Annotated in this window: 1 protein-coding gene; it reads right to left on the bottom strand. The window is 66.4% G+C overall.

The window, feature by feature from the left end; translation table 11 throughout:
- On the bottom strand, positions 1–980 hold a 980-nt coding region (locus ACYVDE_RS24230; RefSeq protein ID WP_460504084.1), incomplete at both ends, for a S8 family serine peptidase.

Genomic DNA, 980 nt, shown 5'->3' with positions numbered 1-980 from the left:
TGCCACCAGCGGCGCGGCAAACGAGGTGCCGCCCACGGCCGTGTAGTCGTTGTCGGCCGGGCCGCCGCCATTGGCCAGGTGGTAGCCGTAGGTCGTCAGAATACTCACGCCGGGGGCCGTAAGGTCGACGCGGTGGCTGAAGGTGGCGCTGCCCACCTTCACGTCGTTGTTGTCGACGCCCGACACGGACACAACGTGCTGGTAGCTGGCCGGGTAGAAGTCGAGGTCGGCGTTGGTGTTGCCGGCCGCGCCAATGAGCACGGCGTTGCGGTTCACGGCGGCGTAGGTCATGGCGTCCTGCTCGAACTGCGAAAAGCCGCCCGGCCCGCCCCAACTCATATTGATGACCTGGCAGCCGTGGTCGGCCGCGTACACCACCGCCTCGATGCCGGCGAAAGTGCCCGTAGGGGTGTTGGGGTAAATATTCAGCGGCAGAAACCGGCACCGGTTGCCCAGTCCGGCCAGGCCCAGGCCGTTATCGGCGCGGGCCGACGACACACCCGCCACCAGCGTACCGTGCACAATATTGATGTCGTAGCCCGGGTCGTTGTCATTATTCGCCAAATCCCAGCCCGTAAAATTGTCTACGTAGCCGTCGCGGTCGTCGTCGATGCCGTTGATGGGGTCGGCGTAGTTGTGCTTAATCTGGGGCGCGAGGTCGAGGTGCGTGAGGCGTACGCCGCCGTCGGTGATGCCGATGACGATGCTGCTGTCGCCGCGCGTGATGTCCCAGGCGCGGTAGGCCTTCACCTGCTTCAGGTAATACTGGCTGGCCGTGAGGCTGGTGAGGGTGGAGTCGGCCAGCGGGTCGTTGGGCTGGTACTGCGGCTGCCGGATGTAGAGCGGCTCGACGTACTCCACCGCGCCCGTGGCCAGCAGCACCGCCCGCGCCTTGTTCAAATCGGCCGCCGTGCTGAACTGGTAGATGCTGCGCAGCTCCACACTGCCGGGCCGCTCGGCGCTGGGCGGCAGCGCGTGCG

This window comes from Hymenobacter agri, from assembly GCF_054778495.1.
The sequence above is the reverse complement of the archived record's forward strand: the minus strand, read 5'-3'. Positions and strand labels throughout refer to the sequence as shown.